Annotated in this window: 17 protein-coding genes; 12 read left to right on the top strand and 5 right to left on the bottom strand. The window is 42.7% G+C overall.

Translation table 11 applies throughout. The annotated features are described in order from the left end of the window. The 6 genes from CDG77_RS27405 to CDG77_RS27380 all read left to right on the top strand — a co-directional run. A partial coding sequence (locus CDG77_RS27405; protein WP_094332439.1) for an anthranilate synthase component I occupies positions 1–1,185 on the top strand: 1,185 nt, incomplete at its 5' end. Positions 1,186–1,667: 482 nt separating this feature from the next. Beyond that, positions 1,668–1,946 carry a transcriptional coactivator PipX gene (gene pipX, locus CDG77_RS27400; protein ID WP_094332438.1) on the top strand — a complete coding sequence of 93 codons (279 nt, stop codon included), beginning with the start codon at positions 1,668–1,670 and terminating at the stop codon, positions 1,944–1,946. Then, entirely contained in the window at positions 1,943–2,611 is a 669-nt protein-coding gene (locus CDG77_RS27395) for a YggS family pyridoxal phosphate-dependent enzyme (RefSeq protein WP_094332437.1), read from the top strand. Before pipX ends, CDG77_RS27395 begins: the two co-directional genes overlap by 4 nt. 366 nt (positions 2,612–2,977) lie before the next feature. Continuing rightward, the gene (locus CDG77_RS27390; RefSeq protein ID WP_094332436.1) at positions 2,978–3,589 is read left to right on the top strand and encodes a cell division protein SepF; all 612 of its coding nucleotides are present in this window, start codon (positions 2,978–2,980) and stop codon (positions 3,587–3,589) included. A 109-nt stretch (positions 3,590–3,698) separates the two neighbouring features. Continuing rightward, positions 3,699–4,520, top strand: coding sequence for a pyrroline-5-carboxylate reductase (gene proC / locus CDG77_RS27385; RefSeq protein ID WP_094332435.1), 822 nt, complete (start codon positions 3,699–3,701; stop codon positions 4,518–4,520). Between the two features lie 134 nt (positions 4,521–4,654). After that, positions 4,655–7,369, top strand: a complete 2,715-nt coding sequence (locus CDG77_RS27380; RefSeq protein ID WP_094332434.1) for a DEAD/DEAH box helicase — start codon at positions 4,655–4,657, stop codon at positions 7,367–7,369. A 373-nt stretch (positions 7,370–7,742) separates the two neighbouring features. Here the strand turns inward: CDG77_RS27380 and CDG77_RS27375 are convergent, their stop codons facing one another. Continuing rightward, the gene (locus CDG77_RS27375; RefSeq protein WP_094332433.1) at positions 7,743–8,126 is read right to left on the bottom strand and encodes a hypothetical protein; all 384 of its coding nucleotides are present in this window, start codon (positions 8,124–8,126) and stop codon (positions 7,743–7,745) included. Between the two features lie 692 nt (positions 8,127–8,818). Between CDG77_RS27375 and CDG77_RS27370 the strand changes: the two genes are divergently transcribed. Both CDG77_RS27370 and CDG77_RS27365 read left to right on the top strand, forming a co-directional pair. After that, on the top strand, positions 8,819–10,813 hold the full coding sequence (locus CDG77_RS27370; protein WP_094332432.1) for a heavy metal translocating P-type ATPase: 1,995 nt from the start codon (positions 8,819–8,821) through the stop codon (positions 10,811–10,813). A 122-nt stretch (positions 10,814–10,935) separates the two neighbouring features. Continuing rightward, complete coding sequence (locus tag CDG77_RS27365) at positions 10,936–11,613, top strand: hypothetical protein (RefSeq protein WP_094332431.1); 678 nt, start codon at positions 10,936–10,938, stop codon at positions 11,611–11,613. Positions 11,614–11,774: 161 nt separating this feature from the next. On the opposite strand, the gene CDG77_RS27360 is transcribed toward CDG77_RS27365, so the two are convergent. After that, positions 11,775–12,881 (bottom strand): CobW family GTP-binding protein, encoded by a 1,107-nt coding sequence (locus CDG77_RS27360; RefSeq protein ID WP_094332430.1) that lies wholly within the window; start codon positions 12,879–12,881, stop codon positions 11,775–11,777. Positions 12,882–13,018: 137 nt separating this feature from the next. On the opposite strand from CDG77_RS27360, the gene cysS reads away from it, so the two are divergent. From cysS to CDG77_RS27345, 3 genes are all read left to right on the top strand, one after another. Then, positions 13,019–14,512: a cysteine--tRNA ligase gene (cysS, locus tag CDG77_RS27355; protein WP_094332429.1), complete on the top strand. Its 1,494-nt coding sequence runs from the start codon at positions 13,019–13,021 to the stop codon at positions 14,510–14,512. Between the two features lie 85 nt (positions 14,513–14,597). Beyond that, positions 14,598–16,037 (top strand): TldD/PmbA family protein, encoded by a 1,440-nt coding sequence (locus CDG77_RS27350; RefSeq protein WP_094332428.1) that lies wholly within the window; start codon positions 14,598–14,600, stop codon positions 16,035–16,037. Positions 16,038–16,315: 278 nt separating this feature from the next. Then, positions 16,316–17,662: a TldD/PmbA family protein gene (locus CDG77_RS27345; protein WP_094332427.1), complete on the top strand. Its 1,347-nt coding sequence runs from the start codon at positions 16,316–16,318 to the stop codon at positions 17,660–17,662. A gap of 71 nt (positions 17,663–17,733) precedes the next feature. Here the strand turns inward: CDG77_RS27345 and CDG77_RS27340 are convergent, their stop codons facing one another. From CDG77_RS27340 to coaD, 3 genes are all read right to left on the bottom strand, one after another. After that, the gene (locus tag CDG77_RS27340) at positions 17,734–18,060 is read right to left on the bottom strand and encodes a Ycf66 family protein (RefSeq protein ID WP_094332440.1); all 327 of its coding nucleotides are present in this window, start codon (positions 18,058–18,060) and stop codon (positions 17,734–17,736) included. Between the two features lie 145 nt (positions 18,061–18,205). Then, on the bottom strand, positions 18,206–18,874 hold the full coding sequence (locus tag CDG77_RS27335) for a hypothetical protein (protein ID WP_094332426.1): 669 nt from the start codon (positions 18,872–18,874) through the stop codon (positions 18,206–18,208). Next, positions 18,784–19,335, bottom strand: coding sequence for a pantetheine-phosphate adenylyltransferase (coaD, locus tag CDG77_RS27330; RefSeq protein WP_094332425.1), 552 nt, complete (start codon positions 19,333–19,335; stop codon positions 18,784–18,786). The genes CDG77_RS27335 and coaD overlap by 91 nt, the downstream gene beginning before the upstream one ends. 263 nt (positions 19,336–19,598) lie before the next feature. Here coaD and lgt point away from each other — a divergent pair, with 263 nt between their 5' ends. Next, the gene (gene lgt / locus CDG77_RS27325; RefSeq protein WP_094332424.1) at positions 19,599–20,474 is read left to right on the top strand and encodes a prolipoprotein diacylglyceryl transferase; all 876 of its coding nucleotides are present in this window, start codon (positions 19,599–19,601) and stop codon (positions 20,472–20,474) included. The last annotated feature ends 25 nt before the right edge of the window (positions 20,475–20,499 follow it).

The following is a 20,499-nucleotide window of genomic DNA, read 5'->3' as shown; positions in this document are numbered from 1 at the left end:
CCTCCCCATCTCCCCTTCACCGGCGGTTGGTTAGGTTGGTTAGGCTACGATGTGGCATGGGAAATTGAACAGCTACCCCATGATAAAATTGATCCCCTACCATTTCCTATAGCTTTTTGGTATGAACCAGATTGTTTTGCCGTTCTAGATCACGCTCAACAAATTCTTTGGCTAGCCGCCAGTGATGCAAGTAGACTTGATGAGTTACAGGATAAATTAGCAAAGAAAGACGCGGCGAAAGAATTCCCCATTTCTCCTTGTCCTGATATCCCCGTGTCTTCTTCGCCTCCTCTGTTTTTGACATCGCAAGCAGATTATGAAACAGCCGTAAACCAGGCAAAAAAATATATTCAAGCTGGAGATATCTTTCAGGCAAATCTTTCATTGCGATTTCAAGCGTCTACATCGGCTGCTGGTTGGGAAATTTATCAGGCTTTGCAAAAAATCAATCCTTCTCCTTTTGCCAGCTATTGGCAAACGCCTTGGGGAGAAGTCATCAGCTGTTCGCCGGAACGGTTAGTAATGTTGCAAAATCGGCAAGCCGAAACTAGACCGATCGCTGGGACGCGATCGCGTGGTGTCACACTAGAACAAGATATGCAACTGGCAGAAGATTTACTCAGCAACACCAAAGAACGTGCAGAACACATCATGCTGGTAGATTTGGAACGCAATGATTTAGGGCGAGTTTGTGAATGGGGGACGGTTACTGTTGACGAATTGCTGACAATTGAGCGATATAGCCATGTGATGCATCTTGTCAGCAACATCAAAGGTACTTTAAAAGGCGAATGCCTACGGCACGGCGAAGCCGAACGCACAGCCATTGATTTGATTCGCGCCACGTTCCCCGGTGGCACAATCACAGGCTGTCCCAAAGTCCGTTGTATGGAAATTATTGAAGAACTAGAACCCGTTCGCCGCAGCTTGTTCTACGGTTCCTGTGGTTATTTAGATTGGCGTGGTCATTTAGATTTAAATATCTTAATCCGCACCCTGCTACTAGCCCCCGCATCTGGTGAAGCAGGGGAAGAACCCCTTCTTGGGTACTCAGCACTCAACACCGTCTGGGGACAAGTTGGTGCGGGAATTGTCGCAGACAGCGACCCTGAGAAAGAATGGTATGAATCTCTGCACAAAGCCCAAGCACAATTGGCAGCCCTGAAAATGCTGAATAATCAATAGCCAATAGTTTTCTTTCTAGTCCCTAATCCCCAGTCCCCAGTCCCCAATCCCCAATCCCATTATCTATTTTGTGCCAATTAGCCACAGTTGTGGCAGTATGGAAAGAAGTTGAAAAGTTCGCTGTTGCCGTTGGGAACTTCAAAGGGTGTTTTCCCTTGCTACACCGAACTTTTAACAAGAGAAACGGGTCTATTTTGTGCCTTGTCTCCACAAGTTGGTAAATTGAAGTCACCAAAGCAGATGGTGATGTTTATCAACCAGCCTCTACTCTGTGAATCTACGCTTTGCGGCTTCTGTTGTACCATTTCGCTTCACTACCACTAGCTTCATCTGCCAATTAGAAACTAGATCGAGGTCTTCGTAACCGCAGTTTTGCATTTTAAGCAAATATTCTGACGAATGTTGGTATTATCGTCTGAATGTTTGGAATTCACTGCGAAAAGATATACATACTCCCACCTTGACTACACCTTGACTCTTAAATGAATCCAGAATACGCAGAAACTTACATAAACCATCCAACTTGGGGTTTACTCTACAAAATCTGTATGGTTGATGAGAACCAGGATTTGTTCACCACGCTTTATGCCCAGCGCCTGTTTTTTTTGGTCGCAAATGACGTTAAAGGTGTTAAATTCCAGCCCATAGGACGAACCGAGGCGAGAATGATGTTGGAAAATCGCTTACGTACCCTGCGGCGCAGTGGACATTCTCAGGAGTACGATCAGCTTCAGAGTGTTTTCCAACGCACCTTCCAATGAGCAGTTCGATTTCTGAACGTATTATTTCCATTCGCTCCTCCCTACCAACTTCAGTCAAATTGATTGCTGTTAGCAAACAAGTTCCTGTCGAGGCCATTCGCTCTGCTTATGCCGCAGGAATTCGTGATTTTGCGGAGAGTCGCATCCAAGAAACTGCAAGCAAACAAGCCGAGTTGCAAGACTTACCGGATATTACCTGGCACTTTATTGGACATTTACAAAGCAATAAAGCCAAAAAAGCCATCGAACAATTCCCTTGGATTCACTCTGTGGATAACTTGAAACTGGCACAGCGCTTAGATCAATTAGCCCAACAGCTAGGAGTGAGTCCCCAGGTTTGCCTGCAAGTGAAAATTCTCCCAGATCCCAACAAGTCTGGTTGGAGTGTGCCAGAACTTTTGGCTGATTTACCTACACTCGATCAATACAAAAGTTTACAAATTCAAGGTTTGATGACAATTCCACCTTCAGGATTAAAAGATCCGGAAATTTTGAATGTGTTTAATCTCAATCGTGAGCTAGCAAAGGAAATCCAGGAGCAAAACTGGTCGCACATTAAAATGCAGCACCTATCTATGGGTATGTCAGGCGACTACGAACTAGCAGTAGAAGCAGGCGCAACGATGGTGCGATTAGGAACAATATTGTTTGGCGATCGCTCTTAGCCCTCGATCGTCAGCTTTCCAGGTCAGTATTAATACAGATCGGGATTTGATGACAAGAATTTTGTAAGAGACTGGTGCAATTAGAAACAAAGGATATAGTATTGACAAGAGCAATCGTCAAGGGGAAATGGGATAAAAAGAGCTTTCCTTCGGACAAACCTTAGGATATAATCTTGACTCATTATTATGTTTAGGCGATGCACAGACCTTTGCAAAAAGTAGTCAGTTCATCGCCAAAACCAGTAGTATGGGTTACAAATAGCAAAAGACTTGCTGAAGTATCCACCGATGTAGCGATCGCTCCGATCTCAATAAATCCTAAGCCAAGTCAATACAGGCTATTCGCACCAGGAGAGTACACACACAATGAACAACATCTTTTCCAAACTCAGAGACTTTGTAGGTCTAAATGAGCAAGTGGAATACGAATATTACGAAGAAGAACCAGAAACAGACAATAATAATAATTACCAAAATCTGTATCAGCAAGAAAATCCCCAACCCCCAGCCCCACAAGAGAGCGCAACCGCTCAAAATCGACGCTGGCGGGAACCAGTGCCTACAATGGGAGATGATATCGCAGCAGGTTCAAAGCCAATGGGGAATGTGATTGGTATGCCAGGAGCAATTAACGGAATTTCGGAAGTTTTAGTTCTCGAACCACGCACCTTTGAAGAAATGCCTCAGGCAATTCAAGCGTTGCGAGAACGGAAGTCAGTGGTATTAAATCTGACAATAATGGACCCAGATCAAGCTCAACGAGCAGTAGATTTTGTTGCAGGTGGTACTTACGCACTAGATGGACATCAAGAGCGCATCGGTGAGAGCATCTTCTTGTTTACGCCAAGCTGTGTCCAAGTTAGCACCCAAGGTGGCGTTCTTCATGAAGTACCACAACCGCCAGCACGTCCCTCTCGTCCTACAGGTTCTCCAAATAATCAAACCTGGGGTAACGAAACTAACCGGATGGCACAATAAAGTTAAATTAGTTGTTAGTCCTTTGTCATTTGTCATTTGTCCTGGGTTTTGATAATAGTGACAAATGACAAACGACAAACGGCTAATGACAAATGACTAACGATCGATAATGACTATAAAATTTGGGTTAATTGGTGGTGGGGTAATGGGAGAAGCGCTCTTATCCCGCCTTATCGCGCGTGGAATTTATCAATCATCAGAAGTCATAGTTAGCGAACCGCTACCTTCACGCCTAGATTTTTTGAAACAGCAATATGGTGTTGCTGTGACGACAGATAATAGTGAGGTTTTCACCCAAGCAAAAGAAGTAGTCTTTTTGGCAGTGAAACCGCAGGTGTTCAGTGCGATCGCTCAAGAATTAGCAGATATTGATATTCTTAAATATAGAGAAAACTCACCCCTGATTATTTCCATCTTAGCGGGTGTGCCTTTAAGTCAGCTAGAAGCTGCATTTGTGCAATTGCCAGTTATCAGAGCAATGCCCAACACCCCCGCAACTGTGGGAGCAGGAATTACTGCCATTTGTTCGGGTGCATATAGCAATGCCAAGCATCACCAAATAGCACAGCAAGTTTTTTCTGCTGTGGGCGAAGTAGTGGAAGTCTCAGAAGGGCTGATGGATGCAGTCACAGGACTATCTGGTAGCGGGCCCGCTTACGTGGCACTGCTAGTAGAATCACTTGCTGATGGCGGAGTATCCGCAGGTTTACCTAGAGCAATTGCCAATCAACTAGCCTTGCAAACCGTATTGGGAACTGCGAAACTGTTGCATGAAACCAAAATGCACCCAGCAGAACTCAAAGATCGCGTTACCAGTCCCGGTGGTACAACCATTGCCGGAATTGCCAAACTAGAACAGGCAGGATTTCGTTCAGCTTTAATTGAAGCAGTAAAAGCTGCCACAGAGCGATCGCAAGAACTGGGAAAATAATAAAGAGTCATTAGTCATTGGTCATTGGTCATTTGTGAAAAACTAATGACAAATGACAAATGACTAATGACTATTAACGAAGTTGACAAAAGACTCGTTAGTATAGTAAACAATCTGGTTGCAAATGTGATTGAGTGAATTATCCTGCACCGTCTCCAGAACTTGACTTAGGGGCTATATTTCCCTTTGATCTGGATCAGTTTCAAAAAGATGCGATCGCGTCCCTAAACGCCGGACGCTCCGTAGTCGTGTGTGCGCCCACAGGTTCGGGCAAAACATTAGTTGGGGAATACGCCATTTATCGCGCCCTGTCGCGGGGGAAACGTGTATTTTACACCACTCCCCTAAAGGCGCTGTCGAATCAAAAATTACGTGACTTTCGAGAAAAATTCGGGTTTGATCGAGTCGGACTGTTAACTGGAGATGCCTCCATTCACAGGGATGCACCGATTTTGGTGATGACTACAGAAATTTTCCGAAATATGCTCTATGGCACACCTATAGGGCAAGTCGGCATCTCATTAGTAGACGTGGAAGCGGTAATACTTGATGAGTGCCACTACATGAACGATCGCCAGCGCGGTACAGTTTGGGAAGAATCCATCATCTATTGTCCCCGTGAAGTACAACTAGCAGCCCTCTCAGCAACGGTTGCCAACAGCGATCAACTCACCGATTGGCTAAATCGCGTTCACGGCCCAACTGACCTGATTTACTCCGATTTTCGCCCAGTTCCCTTAGAATTTCACTTTTGCAATCCCAAAGGGTTATTTCCCTTGCTGAATGATAGCAAAACCAAAATTAACCCCCGCCTTCTCCAGAAGAAGAAGGGTAGAGGGGGAGAAAGGGATAGGGGGAGAAGTGGTAGACCGGAAGCTCCTGGTATAATTTATACCTTGAGCCAGTTAGAGCAACGGGATATGCTACCAGCTATTTACTTTATCTTCAGCCGCAGGGGATGTGATAAAGCGGTGGCGGAAGTGGGTGATTTATGGTTGGTAAATAATGAAGAATCCCAGATTTTGCGGCAACAGATTGATGACTTTTTAGCCCGCAATCCCGAAGCCGGACGTTCTGGACAAATTGCACCCCTGTACCGAGGAATTGCTGCCCACCACGCCGGGATTCTGCCTGCATGGAAAGCATTGGTAGAAGAACTATTTCAGCAAGGGCTGATTAAAGTAGTATTCGCCACTGAGACGCTGGCCGCGGGAATTAATATGCCCGCCCGAACAACGGTAATTTCTACCCTTTCCAAGCGGACTGACACCGGACACCGCCTGTTAAATGCTTCCGAATTCTTGCAAATGGCAGGACGAGCAGGCCGCCGGGGAATGGATAAACAAGGTCATGTGGTGACAGTCCAAACTCCCTTTGAAGGAGCCAAAGAAGCGGCATATTTGGGAACATCCAAGCCAGACCCCCTCGTAAGCCAGTTTACGCCCAGTTATGGCATGGTACTCAACTTGCTGCAAACGCACACCCTAGACCAAACCAGGGAACTGATAGAACGCAGTTTTGGGCAGTACATGGCCACCTTGCATCTCAGGCCAGAATACGATGAGATTGCCGAACTGGAAAAACAATTAGCTCAACTACACGAGCAAATTGCCGCAGTTGATGAAAATGAACTGGCTATTTATGAAAAATTGCGGCAACGCCTGAAAGTCGAACGCCAGATATTGAAAACCCTGCAAGAGCAAGCACAGGAAGATAGAAAAGAAGAATTGGGGATGATGTTAGACTTCGCAGTGTCAGGAACTCTGTTGAGTCTCAAAGGCAAAAACATCACGGTGTCTTCACCAGTAACCGCAGTGTTAGTGGCAAAATCGCCTGGTTCTGGTCAAGCTCCCTACTTGGTATGCTTGGGGCATGATAATCGCTGGTATGTCGCAACTACAGGAGATGTAGTAGATTTATATGCCGAACTGCCGCGCATTGAAGTGTCACCGGATTTACTACCACCGCCAGAGATGCCTTTGAAACCCGGACAGTCACGCCGTGGTAACGAAGAAAGCTTTGCGATCGCAGTGCGTATTCCCAATCCGATAGAATCGTTGCATCTGGCACCAGAAGTAGCAGAACAACTCAGTCGCACTACTGCCGTCCAAGAGCAATTAGAAGCTCATCCCCTACATCAATCAGGCAATGCTGCCACCCTTTTCAAGCGTCGCGCCAAATATATCGAACTAGAAGCCGAACTCGAACAGCTGCAAGGGCAAGTAGAGCAACATTCACAACGTCATTGGGAAGAATTTCTCAATTTAATCTTAATTCTGCAACACTTTGGCGCTTTAGATAACTTAGTACCCACAGTATTAGGGCGAATTGCTGCCGCCATTCGGGGTGAGAATGAATTGTGGTTGGGTTTAGTATTCGCTAGTGGTGAATTGGGCAACTTAGATCCGCATCATTTAGCAGCAGCAGCAGCGGCTTTGGTGATGGAAACGCCTCGTCCAGATAGCAAAGTACATAAATTTAAGCTTAGTAATGAAGTGACAGAAGCCTTGAAAAAATTGCAGGGAATTCGCCGCCAAATGTTCCAACTACAACGGCGTTATAACGTAGGTTTGCCTATATGGTTGGAACAGGGAACAGAGAAAAAGGAACAGGAACCAGAGAACAAGTTAATTGCCATAGTCGAACAATGGGCGCTAGGAATGGAGTGGACAGAACTCTGCGAAAACACCACCTTGGATGAAGGCGATGTGGTGAGAATTCTCCGGCGGACGTTGGATTTATTATCACAAATACCCCACGTCCCACATTTACCAGACTCTTTCCAGCGTAATGCTCATCGAGCGATGCAGTTGATTGATAGATTCCCTGTAAATGAGGTGGTTGAATAAAGAAAACCTTCTTAGGGACTTCCAACAAATAAATTACCCAATTTTGTGGGGTGGGCATCTGCCCGCTCATATACAAAGGCGCTCATGTTGCCCACCCCACAGGAAGTAGTTGAGTATTTTTTTATTTGGAAGTCCCTTATGAACAGAAAGTCTTTAATAATTGGTTTGCGTCTTTTTCTCTCAGGATTGACGCAAAAATAGATGTTGTAGAGGCAATTCATGAATTGCCCCTACAAACTGTCCCAAGAATGAATTTAGATTTAATAGTAGTGGTACGTAGTTAAAAATGCTTTTTTGGTTTCGTATACCTTCTATACGTAATTAATCACATGTATTTAACAGAAGTTGTAATCGCTATAAGCGCTATTCAACCTTAGTACACCAAGTTTCCAGTACCGCGCAACTGACGCAAAGAATTTACGCACAATGGACAGTCACAGCCAAATGTCTTAATTGCAGCATCACTTTCCTCATCAGTAAAGTTCAACATAGCAATATTCTTATCTGATACTGATGTGACAATGGTCGAGGAACGTGCAGATGAGGTATAGGGTATCTTTCTTTCTGAATCTCGAATGCACACAAAATCTGTTCCACCATGTGGGTTAGTGATACAGGTACGACCGTCTTGTGTGTGCATCAATCGCTGTGTAATACTACCACTAGCATGGGCAGGATGAAATGCCACCAGTGTAGACATCATCGACACAAAGATTGAGGAAGTGGAAAGCAAATTCAGAAGAATCTTTTTGTTCATAGATTTCCTTGAGAAAATTGTCTACTAGTTTAGGGTATTCGATTCAGTTTTAAACTTCAAGTGAATTTTCCCTAAGAATAGCTAGCTAGCTTGACACTTGTTACTCAAGAAAGTTCCATACCTAACCAGTTTGAACATAAATTATTTGCTACAGCATAATTCAGCAGTCAAGCTAGGCTTAAAGTCTGGCTTTAATATCTAAATTGTGTATTTCAGCGAATTTAAATCTGCTGTCAGCAAGTGGGTATAAATAATTAAGGGTTAGTGTTAAGGGCTGGAGCAACTTAACCAGAAACAATTTAATTAATTTTATATTCCATATTATAGTTTGATTTATTCTTGCCTGCTTACTTGTATTCCTAAGATAGTGATTGTTTGCTTGATGTCAGTATAAGAGCTTAATTAGATTAAAGCTCGTAGTCCTCTAGCACTTTAAAATCTGATGCAGAGCGATATAACGCTCACTAAGAGCAAAAGTTATATCTTAAGATTCTTCTATAGAATCGAGAACCATTATCACTATTTTTACAACATTTAAGCTCTAATTTAAATCAAAATATAGCATAAATATTTAACCCAAAAGCTGATATAGATTCTCATTCTTAAATACTTAACTTGTAAAAACATATTTTTTTTATTACATTTAGAAAAAGGCTCATCTATCAAGTAACTTACTAGCCTAAACACAAAATATGAAGCAAAAAGTACATTCAGAATCTTCAGGTTGTTCCAACTGTGAACACGACCATCACGAGAATCATAACCATGCTCATAATCATGATGAGAATCATAACCATGACCATGACCACAATCACGATGGTAGTGGAGAATTAAATCTAAAAAATGAAATATTACCTCTAGTAGCGATTTTAAGTTTATATGCGCCTGGTGTTATTTTTGAAAATCAATTACACAATACGTTCTACTCAATAGGTGAATATCTACTTTTCATCCCTGCCTATTTATTAAGTGGATGGAGTGTTTTAAAAACTGCTGGGCGTAATATACTCAAAGGTAGAGTATTTGATGAAACCTTTTTGATGACAGTAGCGACACTAGGAGCGATCGCAATTCATAAATTGCCCGAAGCTGTCGGAGTCATGCTATTTTATAAAATTGGCGAACTGTTCCAGGATATTGCCGTCAGTCGTTCCCGTAGTTCCATCAAAGCTTTATTAGAAGTCCGCCCAGACTATGCAAATATCCAAATTGAGGGAGAACTAAAAAAAGTCCCACCAGAGACAGTAAATATTGGAGATATCATAGTCGTCAAACCTGGGGAAAAGATTCCCTTAGATGGTGAGATTATAGATGGAAATTCGCAAGTTGATACATCTGCATTAACTGGAGAATCTGTGCCGCGATCGGTGAGGCTGGGTGAGACAGTTTTGGCTGGAATGATTAATAAAATGGGTGTTCTCAGCATTAAAGTCACAAAACTCTTTGATGACTCTTCCATTGCCAAGATTGTAGATTTAGTGCAAAATGCCAAAAGTAAAAAAGCAGAAACAGAAAAATTTATTACTAAATTTGCCCGATATTATACGCCAATAGTAGTTTTTACATCTCTAGCAGTTGCAATATTACCGCCTTTATTCATTTCTGGTGCAACTTCTTCAGAATGGGTTTATCGCGCTCTAATTTTGCTAGTTATCTCCTGTCCCTGTGGACTAGTTATCAGTATTCCATTAGGTTACTTTGGAGGTGTAGGAGGTGCAGCTAAACGGGGTATTTTAGTTAAAGGCTCTACTTTTTTAGATACTCTAAATGCAGTTAATACAGTTGTGTTTGATAAAACTGGAACCTTAACTCAAGGCGTATTTAAAGTAGTAGAAATAGTACCAAAGAATGGCTACAATGAGCCAGAATTGTTGCAATTAGCTGCCAAAGTAGAATCGCATTCAAATCATCCCATCGCTCAATCTATCCTTAAGGCTTATGGTGGAAAGATTGATGATTCTGAGGTCAGAGATTATGAAGAGATTGCAGGCTATGGAATTAAAGCCAAGATTGAAAATAGGGTAGCGATCGCAGGTAGCGATCGCCTACTCCACAGAGAGAATATTGCTCATGATAATTGCCAGCTAGAGGGAACAGTTGTTCATCTAGCAGTGGATAATATTTACGCTGGGTATATTGTCATTGCTGATGAACTGAAAGAAGATGCAAGACAGGCTATTCAAGCACTCAAGCGAATGGGTGTAGAGAGAACAGTAATGTTGACAGGAGATAATCAAGCGATCGCATCCCGGATTGCTGAACAGCTAGGCATAGATGCTTACGAAGCCGAATTATTACCAGAAGCAAAAGTCAATGCCATTGAGAAGTTACTCAGCACCGCCGGCAAGCACGGTAAAGTTGCCTTTGTTGGGGATGGTATTAATGATGCGCCAGTGATTGCTAGAGCCGATGTTGGTATGGCAATGGGTGGCTTAGGTTCAGATGCAGCCATTGAAACTGCGGATATTGTCATCATGACAGATGCACCTTCAAAAGTCGCAGAAGCCATACAAATCGCTAGAAAAACTCGTACAATTGTTTGGCAAAATATCATTTTTGCCTTAGCAATTAAAGCTGTATTTATTGGATTAGGTATTTTTGGTATAGCGACAATGTGGGAAGCTGTCTTTGCTGATGTGGGAGTAGCTTTACTGGCAATTTTCAACGCTACTAGAGTGATGAAATAAAATTATTGGCAAATCGGGAATCAGTAATTGGAAATTTGTAGTAGTTAACATTGAAGAGCTAAGAGTTGTTTCTTTAACGCTTCTTACTCATAAGCTGCTACCTAATACCCAGAATAGAACCCATGAATTCATCAATCAAAGGCATTGCTACAGCTACTTTAGCTCTACTACTAAATTATTCAGCAAATCCAGCCTTTGCACTACCACAAAAAATAAATCATCCAATTACTGTTGCTAAATCGCAAACATTAACGGACACCTTGATTGTTCCTGGCGAACGAGTGGGGCCGATAACACGAACAACCACCAAGAAAGATTTAGTCAAGCTGTTTGGTGCATCCCATCTCGTTGATAAAACTATTTCTGGTGCTGAAGGAATAGGTAGTTTTGCAGCTACTCAGTTAAATCTAAATCAGGGGCGATCGCTGCTAGTAGTTTGGAGTGATAATACTCGTACTAAACCTCTAGATGTCCGTAACCTCGGTTCAGCTTGGAAAACCCGCGAAGGTATTGGTATTGGAACTCCCTTAAGTGAGTTACGCAAGAAGTTAGGTAACTTTAAACTCTATGGATTAGCGTGGGACTACGGCGGCACTATTTTGCTGGATAGTAGCAAATTATCCCGCTATCAAGGTAAAGTCATCTTGCGAGTAGATGCTGCTCCTAATGCTTACGAAAAGTTCGCCAATGATTATCAAGCAGTTTCTGGGGATGGTACTTTTTCTTCTAGCGATCGCCATTGGAAACCTCTGGGAATCAGGCTAGCAGAAATAATCGTCGTTCTTAACCCATCAGACTAACTTTGAACAATTTCGATGGACATAATGATGGAAGTTAGCAAGCGAATAACTATAACAAATATCGGAGCTACTGAAAAAAAATTCCCAGGTAGAACCTGGGAACAAGTACACAATTTTTACTTTTATCATGTAGAGACGCGATCAATCGCGTCTCCTAACTTTTATTTCCCAAACCCTTTACCGCGAGAGGTTGAAGGTAAACAAATGCAATTTTCGAGTTGAGTAATCAAAGCCTCACGATCCAAATTTTGACCAATCAACACAAGTTGGTTTTTGAGTTTACCTTGCCATTCATCATCATCCAAGGTGAAGCGTTTACCGCAAAGGTGGAAAATATGACGCTTCGGACTTTCATCAAACCACATAATCCCCTTCGCTCGGAAGATATTTGAGGGTAGTTGGTTATCTAAGAAATACTGAAACTTCCTAATAGAAAAAGGCTTATCACTTTGGAAAGAGATGGAAGTAAAACCATCATTTTCTAAATGGTCAGAATGATGATGATCGTGGTCATGGTCGTGATGATCGTGACCGCATGTTGAGTGGTCATGGTCATCATGACGATCGTGGTGGTCATGGTCGTGATGGTCGTGTTTATCCACCACTGTGTCAAAATATTTATCAGACTCAAACAGACCAACACTGAGAATTAAAGGAAGTGGCACTTGCGATCGCGTGGCGCGAATAATTCTTGCTCCTTCCTTAACTTCGTTAATTTTTCCTTCTAACTCCTTCAAAGTGGCTTCATCAACCAAATCAGCCTTGTTCAGCACAATGACATCGCCATAAGCAATCTGGCTGTATGCAGCCTCAGAATTAAATAAATCTAGGCTGTAATTCGCCGCGTCTACCACGGTAATAATCGAATCTAAGCGAGTTAAATCTCGTAATTCTGTGCCGAGAAACGTTAAAGCAACTGGTAACGGATCTGCTAATCCAGTTGTTTCTACTACTAGATAATCTAGATTTTCTTGGCGTTCTAAAACTTTGTAAACTGCATCTACCAAATCATTATTAATAGTGCAGCAGATACAACCATTATTTAGCTCCACCATGTTCTCACCAGTGGAAACAATTAGCTCGTTGTCGATGCCAATTTCGCCAAATTCATTCACGAGAACAGCGGTTTTCAAACCCTGTTGGTTGTTGAGGATATGGTTAAGTAAAGTCGTCTTGCCACTACCGAGGAAACCCGTAATAATTGTTACTGGCATTCCTTGTTTGGGCGTATCCATTGCCGAAGATTCGGGTGTAACTGCTGATTGCATAGCGCTGTTATCAAATAATCAAAAAATAGTAATGTAGCGCAGAGAGTCCATAAAACACTAGCATAGGGATGCTGGACTGCCATCCCAGCTGCTTTACCCTATTATTACGTATCTTCTTATTTCAGCATTACTCTGTTATGACCCTAACACTCTACAATACCCTCACCCGTCGTCAAGAACCGTTTGAAACAGTCGAGCCAGGCAAGGTTAAGATGTATTACTGTGGCGTGACGGTTTACGACTACTGCCATTTGGGTCATGCTAGAGCTTGCATCGTTTGGGACGTAGTGCGCCGATACCTCCAGTTTATCGGTTATGAAGTCCGATATATCCAAAATTTTACCGATATTGATGACAAGATCCTCAATCGCGCTCGTGTTGAACATTCCTCAATGGAAGCTGTAGCCGATCGCTTTATCAAAGCATATTTTGAGGATATGGCGCGGTTAGGAATCAAAGAAGCTGATGAATATCCGCGTGCTACCCACACAATGAATGGCATTCAACGGTTAATTCATGAGTTGGAAAATAAAGGTTTTGCCTACCCTGCTGAGGGTGATGTGTATTATGCAGTCCGGCAGTTTGCTGAGTATGGCAAGCTTTCAGGACGCAGGTTAGAAGATATGCAAGCTGGGAAAAGCGATGCCTACGGCGGGCTACGCCAACGCGTCAACGTAGAAGATCCAGAGTACCAGAAAAAGAAAGACCCCTTCGATTTTGCTTTGTGGAAAGCAGCAAAACCGGGAGAACCAGCTTGGGAGTCACCTTGGGGCGCAGGCCGTCCGGGGTGGCATATAGAATGCTCGGCAATGGTGCGCGATCGCTTGGGTGATACCATAGATATTCATGCTGGTGGTGCTGACTTAATTTTTCCCCATCACGAAAACGAAATTGCCCAATCTGAAGCTGTGACAGGAAAACCCCTGTCGCTTTATTGGTTACATAACGGCATGGTGAAGGTAGATGGTGAAAAAATGTCCAAATCTTTGGGCAACTTTATCACTATTCGAGAATTGCTGGATCGAGGAGTTGACCCGATGGCAGTGCGGTTGTTCGTACTGACTGCTCAATATCGGACACCCATAGATTTTACCGACGAAGCGATCGCCGCAGCAACCAACGGTTGGCACACCATAAAAGAAGGTTTACTCTTCGGCTACCAATACGGCGAAAAACTAGGCTGGGATTTAGAGACTGGGAATATCCCAATACCCAGTCCCCAATACCCAGTCCCCAATCCCTATTTTGAACGTTTCCAAGAAACTGTGAATAACGACTTTAATTTTCCTGGTGGGTTAACAGTACTTTTTGAATTAGCCAAAGAACTGCGTCGTCAGGGGCATATTCTCGTACATGAAGGGAAAACTGAAACATCGCCAGATAAGTTAAAGCATCAATGGCAAACTCTTGTCACATTGGCTGGAGTTTTGGGTTTAGAAGCTGAGATAGAAGCGGAACCTGACAAAAATAATGGTTTAAGCGATGCGGAAATTGAAGCGAAAATTCAGCAAAGACAAGAAGCGCGTCAAGGCAAAAATTTTGCCGAAAGCGATCGCATTCGTGACGAACTCCAAGCAGAAGGTATTACGCTAATTGATAGCCGTGATGGTACACGCTGGCACCGGAATTAGAAGGGACTGGGGACTGGGGACTAGAGAAGAGTTTTCCAATCCCCATTCCCCATTCCCCATTCCCCATTACCCAATCCCTTAAATTATGTGGTCTGAACTTAAAAAAGCGATCGCTAGTTTCGACATTCCTGCTGATTGGATCGGTATCAGAGCCGTAAAGGAGACTTCTACAACCCGCGCAGTTCGTGATGGCTTACCCCAGGTAAATGGCAAATCCTTCACTGTAGGAGCCATGCTGGAAGTTTTAGTCAACGGCTGTCTGGGTTATGCAGCAACCAACTCTCTGGAACTGTCTTCCCTACAAGCTGCTGCCGAAACAGCCTATAAACAAGCACTAGCAGCCAGTGAATGGTGGATACATCCCTTTCGTGAAAGTGAACGCCCTAAAGTCGTTGGTGAATATAAATCTCCATTTCTTGAACCATTAGATGCTTTAAGTCCAGGAGAAATCAACGATTTACTGGTTCGTATTTGCCAAACCCTAAAAGTTGACGAGAAGATTGTACAAACCATAGCCAGTGCTAGCACCATTCACAGGGAGTCCTGGTTTATTAGCAGCAACGGCTCAGAAGTTTATCAAAAAACTCTATCTATAGCTACTCATTACGGAGCCACCGCCCAAGATGGCGTGATTATACAGCAGCGCAGCAATAATGGTTCCCAAGCTAACTGTTACCAAGGTGGACTAGAACTATTAAAACAAGAAAACTTATGGCATCGGGTGCAGCAAATTGGCGAACAAGCAGTAGAACTCTTGACAGCAGAAGAATGCCCAACCACCCGTACCAATTTAGTTTTAGCCCCAGATCAAATGATGCTGCAAATCCATGAAAGTGTCGGGCATCCCCTAGAAATTGACCGAATTTTGGGAGATGAGCGGAACTATGCTGGTGGTAGCTTCGTTAATAAAAGTGATTTCGGCAACCTAGCTTATGGTTCGCCACTGATGAACATTACCTTTGATCCTACCGTGGCTGGTGAATTTGCTAGCTATGGCTTTGATGATACGGGTGCAGTAGCAACGCGCGAGTATTTGGTTAAAGAAGGAGTACTCCAACGTGGTTTAGGTAGTCTAGAGAGTCAAGCTAGAGCAGGAGTAGCAGGAGTAGCCTGTGCCCGTGCTTCCTCATGGAATCGACCAGCGATCGATCGCATGGGCAACTTGAATTTAGAGCCTCTAAATGCAAGCTTTGAAGACATTATTGGCGGTATAGAATACGGCGTTTACATGGAATCTAACCGATCTTGGTCAATTGACGATCGCCGCTACAAATTCCAATTTGGTTGTGAGTACGCTAAATTAATTGAAAATGGTAAACTCACTAAAACCCTCCGCAATCCCAACTATCGCGCCACAACACCAGAATTTTGGCATAGCTTAATCCAAGTAGGAAATGCTGAAAGCTGGCAAATGTATGGTACTCCTTATTGTGGCAAAGGAGAACCAAATCAGGCTATTTGGGTAGGACACGGTTCACCTGTTTGTGTATTTGCTAATGTCGAAGTTTTTGGTGGAGGAAGTTAAATAATTCGTAATGGGCTAACGCCCCGCTACGCTAACGTAATTCGTAATTGCGCGTTTTGCAAAGGGATTTAGCTCAAAAACAAAATGCGTCTGTCTAGTTATAGCGGGGGATTATAATTCGCCGAATAATTAGGAATTGGTAATTACTAACTAAGTTGAAAAAGTGCAAATTCAGTAGCTAGTAGTTAAGAATTGGAAATTAAAATACTTTTAATTAAAAAATAACTCCTAACTACTGAATTTTTCCCCTCATTATTCCCTATTAATATTTAATATCCATGAAAATTGAGGAATTATCTGCGTTAGAAGTCAGCTTTAATCGACTGATTGAAACTCTGCTTATAAAAAAAGCAGAAAATGAACAATTCACTGTGAGACTTAGTAGCGAAAGAAGTCAATTTACTCGTTTCAACCATGCGAAAGTGCGACAAACTGGTTGTGTTGCTGATGGCTGGATCGAACTGACTCTGATGGCAGAACGGCACAGCAGTATTCGGCAGTTTCCCTTTACTGGAAATTGGGAAATAGACTGGCAATTAGCATATTCGGCTTTGCAGGAACTACGCGATGAACTGATTTTACTACCTATAGATCCATATCTAGTTTTACCATCAGGAACTAATACCAGTCGGGAAGTACATTCTGGACATTTATTGCCAGAAGAAGCAGTAGTAACAAGTGTATTAGAACAAGTATCTAAATTAGATTTTACTGGTATATACGCTGGAGGAATAGTAATTAAAGGCTATGGTGATTCCAGTGGTCAAAAACACTGGTTTGCTACTGATTCTTTTACCTTAGATTATTCTCTATTTTCTCCCTTGGGACAAGCAGTTAAGGGCACATTTGCAGGAAGTGATTGGGATGAATCTGCTTATATAGCCAAAATTAGCGAAGCCAAAAAGCAACTCGAATTGCTTGCTCGACCAGTTAAAGAATTACCACGGGGACAATACAAAACTTATTTTGCACCTGCTGCTGTTGCAGATTTATTGCTGATGCTTTCTTGGGGAGCAGTAAGCGAAGCTGATATCCAACAAGGAAATAGTGCTTTAGCTGCTTTATCGCGTCAAGAAAAACAACTTTCGATAGCATTTACTTTGAAAGAAAACTTTCAGCGCGGATTAGTACCGCGATTTAATGAATTGGGAGAAATGGCAGCACCAGAGTTACCTGTAATAGAAAAAGGACGTTTGGTAAATACTCTAGTGAATTCTCGCACTGCTAAGGAATATCAGAAAACTGCCAATGGCGCTAATAGTTCAGAGACTCTACGTGCGCCAGAAATTAGTCCAGGAAATTTAGGATTTGAGCAGATTCTTCCGAAATTGGATACAGGATTGTATCTATCAAATTTGCATTACTTGAATTGGAGCGATCGCCAAACTGGTAGAATTACAGGTATGACCCGCTATGCTTGCTTTTGGGTAGAAAACGGAGAAATTATTGCTCCCATTGAAAACTTACGTTTTGATGAAAGTCTTTATCGTTTTTGGGGAGAAAACCTAGTAGATTTGACCGATTTTCAAGAATTCATACCTGAAGTAGGTACTTATGAAAGTCGCCAACTAGGAGGTAGTTTAGTTCCTGGTATATTAGTGGAAGATTTTACATATACTTTGTAGTTGTCTTCTATAACAACACCCAATTTTGGTTAGAGACGTGAAATTTCACGTCTCTACAGCAAATTATCAAATCATCTATCTCTGTAAACTGCATTAATTACAATATCTTTGATACTCAGGTAAAGAATTAATAGCAACGATAAAAATTGCCCAAATTGAAGAATTGGATCTAAGCGCCAACCTTGAAAAAACAAGATTGTTCCAATTAACAACATTATAATTGGCGTAAATATAAGTTGGATAATGTAAAGGGCTAAAGCCCAACCTCTAAGCCTAGTTCCACGTTGGGATAACCAAGCTACTGTTAAAATCAAGTAAATAATTGCCCAGAGCAAATAAATAATTCCCAGTAGACTACCTGAATTTACTCCAAAGTTAACTTGAGCGAAAGTAAGCATTTCTAAAAAATCCTGCTTAATTACAAGCCAAAATATTAAATCTATTACCAGGTAGCTTCCCAAAAAGTTTTGTTTAATAAAAATTGTTGGGTTAAGCAATCGCGAAACCCAACTTATAATTTTTCCTCATCTCTTATTAGAACCTCTATTTCTTTTTGTTAGGAGGTGAATTGCGCTGTGTAAGATTATCAATTTGCAATTGTTGCCGTCCGTTCGTGACAATTCGCAACATATCTTTGAGATCCTGCTCGATATTGCCCAAAATGCCATCAGCATAAGCATCAGCACCATCTTCAATGTCTTGAGCCTGAGCGATCGCAGTTTGCCTCATTTGCTCTAACTCTTGCTGACAAGCATACCGCTTGCGCTCAATCTCCGCGAGGGTTTCTTGCATTATTCCCTCGCACTCTTGTTGAACTTGTCGTCGCAGTTGTTCGGCTTCTTGTTCTGCCTGTTGAATAATATCGCTTTCAGCTAAAATTTGCGCTCTTTTTGCTTGCGCGGCCTCAACAACCTGCTGTCCATACTCTTCCGCTTCTAGCAGAATTTCATCCTTTTGCTCAAGGATGGTTGCTGCTTCTTGAAAAAGTGATGGTAAAGCCAACCGGATGTAATCAAGCTGTTCCAGCAGCTTTTCTTCATCTATAAGAGTGCGTCCCGTCAGCGGAATCCTGAGACTAGAGAGAACTATTTCCTCTAGGCGGTTGAGTTCCTGCTGAATATCTACGCTTCCCTCTCCACCGAGATATTCTTCAGGGGGGGGATTGCTTCCGTTGAGATTGGGTTCAACATTGGAGAGTTGTGATTGTAACATTGGTATATATCTAGGGCAATGTGTGGGGGAACGAGATGATCGATAGAGCCGCCAAACCTTGCAATCTCTCTCACCACACTACTACTTAAAAAACTATACTCATTTGAGGTTGCTAAAAAAACTGTTTCTATTTGGGTAGAAAGAGTTTTATTGGTATGAGCCATTTGCAGTTCCACTTCAAAATCTGACACAGCCCGTAAACCCCGAAGCAAAACTTGTGCTTTTTGTATTTGGGCATAGTTGACGGTAAGACCATCAAAGCTGTCTACTTCTACATTAGGTAGATGTTGTGTAGAAAGACGGATCTGCTCTAGCCGTTGTTGTACGCTAAAAAGTGGTGTTTTGTTCGGGTTCCGCAGTACAGCGACAATTACCCGCTCAAACAGGCGACTACCGCGCCCAATGAGGTCAAGGTGTCCCAAGGTGATGGGGTCGAAGCTACCAGGATAAATAGCAATCACAATTTTAGATATATCAAAGTTGTTTAGGTGATTATATCGAAACTCTTTTGTGTAACTTACTCAAATTTACCATCTTGCGCTCTGAGCAAGAATGGTAAACTCAATTGTTTTAGTGACACAAGTTATGCTCAACTAGGCGTTAGGAATTAGACTCCTAAATATGGATGCTGGATTTTAAGTGTAATTCTAGTATTCGAGATCCAAGAAACTCCGTACTTAGCAAAGTGCGCGGGTAGTTAACGAACTTTTCTAGGTAATTTCTCATGGCACTGGATTTTTCCACCTTGCTCTTGGCGTTTCAATTTACTTCTCCAGGGCCCATTCTGGTGAAATTAGGGCCACTAAGTATCCGATGGTATGGCTTATTGATTGCCACGGCAGTGTTAATTGGCGTAATTCTTTCCCAGGAGTTGGCAAAGCGCCGTAACGTCAATCCTGAGTTGCTAGGCGATTTGTTTTTTTGGTTATTGATTGGGGCAATTCCCGGCGCACGGCTATATTACGTTCTATTTGAATGGTCTAAATATGCCCCAACTCCGGGAAAAATCTTTGCTATCTGGGAAGGAGGTATTGCCATTCACGGAGCAATTATTGGTGGGGTTATAGCTGCGTTAATCTTTGCCAAAATCAAGCAGGTTTCTTTCTGGCAACTAGCAGATTTAGTAGCGCCTTCGCTGATTTTAGGGCAAGCGATCGGACGTTGGGGCAATTTCTTTAATTCTGAAGCTTTCGGCGATCCTACTGATTTACCCTGGAAGCTGTATATTCCACCAGACCATCGTCCTCTAGCTTATGCTAGTTTCGATTACTTCCATCCCACCTTCCTCTATGAATCTCTGTGGGATTTAATGGTGTTTGCGCTACTAATAACGTTGTTTTTTCGGTCTTTATCCGGTAAGCCGCGTTTGAAGGTAGGCACGCTGTTTTTAGTTTACTGGCCAGCCTACAGCTTAGGACGCTTGTGGATTGAAGGTTTCCGCACTGATAGCTTGATGCTGGGGCCATTACGGATGGCACAAGTAGTAAGTAGTTTAGGAATTTTATTAGGATTAGTTGGATTAGCTTGGCTTTACTTACTCAAACGCCCTTTACCCGATGTAGTGACTACTCCCAAGGGAAATGGAGAGATGAGGGGATGAGGGGGATGAGGGAGCAGGGGAGGCA

It is taken from the genome of Nostoc sp. 'Peltigera membranacea cyanobiont' 213 (assembly GCF_002245975.1).
Classification (GTDB): domain Bacteria; phylum Cyanobacteriota; class Cyanobacteriia; order Cyanobacteriales; family Nostocaceae; genus Nostoc.
The sequence above is the reverse complement of the archived record's forward strand: the minus strand, read 5'-3'. Positions and strand labels throughout refer to the sequence as shown.

Excerpts from the sequence above, each read along its gene's own strand:
- CDG77_RS27360 (WP_094332430.1), bottom strand. The coding sequence starts at position 12,881 with ATGCAATCAGCAGTTACACCCGAATCTTCGGCAATGGATACGCCCAAA.
- cysS (WP_094332429.1), top strand. The coding sequence starts at position 13,019 with ATGACCCTAACACTCTACAATACCCTCACCCGTCGTCAAGAACCGTTT.
- CDG77_RS27390 (WP_094332436.1), top strand. The coding sequence starts at position 2,978 with ATGAACAACATCTTTTCCAAACTCAGAGACTTTGTAGGTCTAAATGAG.
- CDG77_RS27375 (WP_094332433.1), bottom strand. The coding sequence starts at position 8,126 with ATGAACAAAAAGATTCTTCTGAATTTGCTTTCCACTTCCTCAATCTTT.
- CDG77_RS27350 (WP_094332428.1), top strand. The coding sequence starts at position 14,598 with ATGTGGTCTGAACTTAAAAAAGCGATCGCTAGTTTCGACATTCCTGCT.
- CDG77_RS27395 (WP_094332437.1), top strand. The coding sequence starts at position 1,943 with ATGAGCAGTTCGATTTCTGAACGTATTATTTCCATTCGCTCCTCCCTA.
- CDG77_RS27335 (WP_094332426.1), bottom strand. The coding sequence starts at position 18,874 with ATGTTACAATCACAACTCTCCAATGTTGAACCCAATCTCAACGGAAGC.
- CDG77_RS27365 (WP_094332431.1), top strand. The coding sequence starts at position 10,936 with ATGAATTCATCAATCAAAGGCATTGCTACAGCTACTTTAGCTCTACTA.
- pipX (WP_094332438.1), top strand. The coding sequence starts at position 1,668 with ATGAATCCAGAATACGCAGAAACTTACATAAACCATCCAACTTGGGGT.
- CDG77_RS27345 (WP_094332427.1), top strand. The coding sequence starts at position 16,316 with ATGAAAATTGAGGAATTATCTGCGTTAGAAGTCAGCTTTAATCGACTG.
- lgt (WP_094332424.1), top strand. The coding sequence starts at position 19,599 with ATGGCACTGGATTTTTCCACCTTGCTCTTGGCGTTTCAATTTACTTCT.
- CDG77_RS27340 (WP_094332440.1), bottom strand. The coding sequence starts at position 18,060 with ATGCTTACTTTCGCTCAAGTTAACTTTGGAGTAAATTCAGGTAGTCTA.
- proC (WP_094332435.1), top strand. The coding sequence starts at position 3,699 with ATGACTATAAAATTTGGGTTAATTGGTGGTGGGGTAATGGGAGAAGCG.
- CDG77_RS27370 (WP_094332432.1), top strand. The coding sequence starts at position 8,819 with ATGAAGCAAAAAGTACATTCAGAATCTTCAGGTTGTTCCAACTGTGAA.